This window comes from Anaerosacchariphilus hominis (assembly GCF_014290175.1).
GTDB classification, from domain to species: domain Bacteria; phylum Bacillota; class Clostridia; order Lachnospirales; family Lachnospiraceae; genus Laedolimicola; species Laedolimicola hominis.
On sequence record NZ_JACOOR010000018.1, the window covers coordinates 1 to 4,558 of the forward strand.

General features: G+C 38.3%; 5 protein-coding genes and 1 pseudogene. All 6 read left to right on the plus strand.

Going from position 1 to position 4,558, the window contains the following annotated elements; all coding sequences use genetic code 11:
* Positions 1 to 305: 305 nt before the first annotated feature.
* On the plus strand, positions 306 to 485 hold the full coding sequence (locus H8S44_RS15990) for a helix-turn-helix domain-containing protein (RefSeq protein WP_117949865.1): 180 nt from the start codon (positions 306 to 308) through the stop codon (positions 483 to 485).
* On the plus strand, positions 478 to 1,143 hold the full coding sequence (locus H8S44_RS15995; protein WP_014081151.1) for a response regulator transcription factor: 666 nt from the start codon (positions 478 to 480) through the stop codon (positions 1,141 to 1,143). The genes H8S44_RS15990 and H8S44_RS15995 overlap by 8 nt, the downstream gene beginning before the upstream one ends.
* Before the next feature lie 84 nt (positions 1,144 to 1,227).
* A complete protein-coding gene (locus H8S44_RS16000) occupies positions 1,228 to 2,148 on the plus strand; it encodes an ATP-binding cassette domain-containing protein (RefSeq protein WP_015533989.1) in 921 nt (306 codons plus the stop codon).
* The gene (locus H8S44_RS16005; protein ID WP_186997557.1) at positions 2,141 to 2,947 is read left to right on the plus strand and encodes an ABC transporter permease; all 807 of its coding nucleotides are present in this window, start codon (positions 2,141 to 2,143) and stop codon (positions 2,945 to 2,947) included. Before H8S44_RS16000 ends, H8S44_RS16005 begins: the two co-directional genes overlap by 8 nt.
* Positions 2,948 to 2,961: 14 nt before the next feature.
* Complete coding sequence (locus H8S44_RS16010; protein ID WP_014081148.1) at positions 2,962 to 3,876, plus strand: sensor histidine kinase; 915 nt, start codon at positions 2,962 to 2,964, stop codon at positions 3,874 to 3,876.
* Between the two features lie 458 nt (positions 3,877 to 4,334).
* Positions 4,335 to 4,558, plus strand: a pseudogene (locus H8S44_RS16015) (sigma-70 family RNA polymerase sigma factor); the annotation flags it as partial.

The window sequence follows — 4,558 nt, forward strand, 5'->3', positions numbered from 1 at the left end:
AGGCTCGGAATTGCACCTTGATTCTCAATGTTGGCAAGATACCGCCATTCAATCCCAACCATTTCCGCCAATGTTTTTCGTGCCAGACGCTTTGCCTCTCGTGCGGCTTTGACATCTGCGCCGAAGGTTTCAAAACCGGGACAATCTTCAACTTTCGCCATATAATATCACCCTGTTACATTGTATAATTCATACTTCGCCTGTGGAATGTCACTGTATGCAGGTTAGTTGAAGTTTATAATTCATATCCCGTTTCTTGCATTGTTCGAAAAAGAGAACTATAATGTACTCTGTGGAGGTGCGAAATGGACTATATGACATTGAAAGAGGCCGCCGAAAAGTGGGGCGTGACACCTCGTAGTGCAAATTATTATTGCGCTGGTGGGCGTATCCCTGGCGCTGTGAATATGGCTGGTGTTTGGCTGATCCCAAAGGACGCGGAAAAGCCGACTGATAGACGCAGAAAGGAGTTTCAACATGAATAATGTTTTAATTATCGAAGATGATAAAGAAATTTGCGTTATGATAAAAGACCATCTGGAAAAGTACAATTATCAAGTCTTCTTCACACTTACTGGTGCAAATGCGATTGAACGTATAAAAGAATTATCCCCAGATTTAATTATTTTAGATTTAATGCTTCCTTTTATCAGTGGAGATGAGTTAATTAGAAATATCAGAAAATTTTCAGACGTACCTGTAATTGTTGTTTCTGCAAAAAGTTTAACATTCAACAAAGTCGAACTGCTACGCTTGGGTGCTGATGACTATTTAACAAAGCCGTTTGATTTGGACGAATTACTAGCGCGAATTGAACGCAATTTGCTAAGAAGTCAAAAAGATACTCCCAATCTTTGTTTGACCTTTGGAGAACTTTCCATTAATACATCTTCAAAAATAGTTACTGTTGCAGACGAAATTATTGTGCTTACAGCAAAAGAGTATCAACTTGTAGAACTACTGGCGAAATATCCTGATAAAGTTTTTTCTAAGCAAAATCTTTATGAAAGTATTTGGCAAGAACCATTTGCAAGGGATAATGATGTCATTAACACACATATAAGTAACTTACGAAAAAAATTAAAGGGCGAAGGCTGCCGAATTAAGACCATATGGGGCTTGGGTTACCGATTTGCAAAGTGAGCTTTAGATAATCTTTAGCTTTACCTTTAGATTATTCAAGGAATTGTCTGCGATACTAAATAACAAGAAAGGAGCTGTGAAAAAATGAACGTAACAGTTTTTGAAGCTATCAACATCACAAAAAAGTATCGCAATACACTAGCCCTAAATCAAGTATCTATGTCTGTAATGCAAGGAGATATTTATGGGTTTATCGGAGAAAACGGTGCCGGTAAAACAACAATGATTCGTTTACTAACCGGACTGGCAGAACCTACTACTGGCAAAATTGCTTTATTCGGTGAAAGCAATAAGAAACTTGCAAAGCAGCGTGAGCGCATTGGCTGTATTATTGAGAGCCCTTCTCTTTATCTTGATATGACAGCCTATGAAAATTTGGAGGTACAACGTTTGCAACGCGGTATTCCAGGAAAAGGTTGCATTGATAATGCTTTAGCATTAGTTGGTTTGAAAGATACCGGAAAGAAAAAAGCAAAAGATTTCTCTTTGGGTATGCGGCAGAGACTAGCTCTCGCAATCGCTTTGCTTGGGAATCCTGAATTTCTCGTACTAGATGAACCAATTAACGGACTAGACCCTACTGGAATTATCGAATTAAGAAACTTACTCAAAAGACTAAATAAAGAACGTGGAATCACTATTTTGATTTCAAGTCACATTCTCACGGAACTTCATCAATTAGCAAATAGATATGGTATCTTACATGAGGGGAAACTTTTACAGGAAATTACCGCTACAGAGTTAGACAAACGCTGCAAAAAGCATCTGTTGTTGCAAGTGAATGATGTAGCTGCTGCTAGTGTTTTATTGGAAAGCAAACTGAATACTTCAAATTTTTCTGTTATGCCAGACAAAAGTATTCATCTATATGATTATGTTGAAAATGCCGGAAAAGTATCAGCGTTGCTAAGTGCAAATAACATTACGATTTATCAGTTAGCACAATCTGGAGATAGTCTTGAAACTTATTACACTAATTTGATAGGAGGGTGCCAAAATGATTAACCATTTTAAAGCTGAATTTTATAAATTGCGTCACTCAAAGATATTGATAACTATATTAGGCGTATGTGCGGCGGTTATAATGGTCTCTTTTGCACTTGGTGACATGACTTTTTTTGGAGCCGGAGATGGAACAGAAAGTGTAATCGGATTTCAAGCTAAGTGTTATCTATCTAGTGAAATACCAACGTTTCAAACTGTTGCCCGCTCATCTCTTGCATATACAGCCTTTTTCTGGATTATTGGCATTTTATCTGCAACCATATTTTTTACAAAAGAATATAATACGGGTACAATCAAATTATCTGTTGCATACGGCACTAAACGAACTATTCTCTACTACACCAAAGCGATTACAATATTGGTGGTGTCTCTGATAACGTATCTGATTTTTGTAGCTACATTTTTCGTTATTGAAATCATACAATCCGGTTACATTCCAACTGCGAGTGAAGTAATAAACCTTTTGGGATGGGCTCTTGCTTGCGGAACGGTTTTATTAGCATTAGAAAGCATTTCTATTTTTTTATGTGTCGTTATTCAAAATACAGGGATTGTAACAGGGATTTGCTGCTTATATGTATTCAGTGGAGCGTCTGTTTACTTAATGCTATGGAGTGATATGGAGACGGTTTCAATACCCTTAAAATTTTTTGTATATGGAAATCCTATGTACTATTGGATGAATTTCAGCTCTTGTCGCACAATGGGTATTATTGAGCATTTACCATTCTATTTCATAGGGTGCATTTCTCTTTTGATTGTTGGCGGTCTTATTATGATTAGAAAAGAAATCAAGTAAAAGGGAGGTAGAATATGGGTTGGGCGATTATGTTTCTTGTTCTGATAGCATTGGTCATTATCCTTTCAATTTCTTTAATTAACTGGAAAATACAGATATATAAAGTAATCGTCCAACTAAATGCTATTCTGAATAGAAAAACGAAAAAGTTAGTTACAGTGTCTTTATCTGATAGGCGGTTAGAGCATTTGGTTGAAATCATAAATCAGATTGTATCAAAAGATAATATTTATCTGGGCGAAATTCAAAAAAAGGAGAATGAATTAAAAGAGAATATTTCTTGCCTTTCTCATGATTTACGGACACCACTAACTTCCATTCGCGGATATTTGCAACTTCTATCAAGTGCGCCTGATGAAAAAAGAGCGGAATATATTTCAGCATTATCCGGAAAAGCATTGAGATTAGAACGTCTCATAGATGACTTTTATCAAATCTCTCTTTTAGAAGCAGGACAATATCCATTTTACTATGAAAAGGTTGAGCTATGCTCATTGCTTACTGAAATCCTGCTAGACAATTATTCGATTTTCAGCGTTAATGGAATTGAACCCCAAATAGAAATACCTAATATGGACATCTATCTTAATGCTGACAGAAAGGCGTGTATTCGCATTATACAAAATCTTATATTCAATGCGGTAACATCCACTACAAATAATGTTGTAATTCAACTAATTAATATCGCAGATTCTGTACAACTCTGTATTAAAAATCCTGTTGCATCTATTCCTACAGAAGAATATTCAAAACTGTTGGAACGCTTTTATGTAGCAGATGTTTCAAGAAGTAATGGTACGTCTGGACAAGGACTTTACATTGTGAAAAAGCTATTACTTATGATGAATTGTACAAATCCAATAATTGAAATACATGACCATAATTTTATGATTACGATTGATTTTTCGCCCTTACTCATAAAGAAATAATCTGCCGGACGACGGCAAAAGAAAAAAAGCCGTCGCAAAGCAGAGGTATTTTCACGCGCCATTTCTAAATTACGGCGGCTTTGATTTTCAGAGCCGCCGCTTCTTTTTGCCTATCGGCAAGTCTACGACGACCCTAACACCGTGTAAATCCACGGCGGCATATAGGAGGATTGCCGCCGTGTCTATGCTTGCCTTTTTTCACAGTACCCATGACCTGCACCAGCTAAAAAAAGCCTGTTCCCAGCAGCGGAGCAATGCGGTCAGAAGTATGCACTATACCATGTAACTAAACAGCAAAATATACTCTATTACGCTCGTATGGCTTTATGCCGTCCGGGCGCTTTTTTGTCCCTGTGGAGCCGGAACATCGGGTCAGCATGGCTCGAACTTTATCCCCGGTGCCGCTCCCCGCCGCCCCATGCAGATTTACCCAAAAAATCTGAATGGAGGAAAGGCAGATGGAAGTTACCATCAATTATAACGGACAAGCTGTGGCCGTGGAGGTCACGCTGGAAGTCTATGAATTTCTTGACCAGGCCGATCATAAAACGGAGAATCTGTTCCATGAACAGCGGCGGCATTGGGATGGCCGGGAGTTTGACGAGTACATCATTACCACCGAGGGTGTAGGGGTCTACGGCGAAACGCCGGAGGAATACCTTTGCCGCATGGAAACGCTGCA

What these genes read in the sequence shown, in the direction of transcription:
- H8S44_RS15995 (WP_014081151.1), top strand. Translation starts at nt 478, where the DNA reads ATGAATAATGTTTTAATTATCGAAGATGATAAAGAAATTTGCGTTATG.
- H8S44_RS15990 (WP_117949865.1), top strand. Translation starts at nt 306, where the DNA reads ATGGACTATATGACATTGAAAGAGGCCGCCGAAAAGTGGGGCGTGACA.
- H8S44_RS16010 (WP_014081148.1), top strand. Translation starts at nt 2,962, where the DNA reads ATGGGTTGGGCGATTATGTTTCTTGTTCTGATAGCATTGGTCATTATC.
- H8S44_RS16000 (WP_015533989.1), top strand. Translation starts at nt 1,228, where the DNA reads ATGAACGTAACAGTTTTTGAAGCTATCAACATCACAAAAAAGTATCGC.
- H8S44_RS16005 (WP_186997557.1), top strand. Translation starts at nt 2,141, where the DNA reads ATGATTAACCATTTTAAAGCTGAATTTTATAAATTGCGTCACTCAAAG.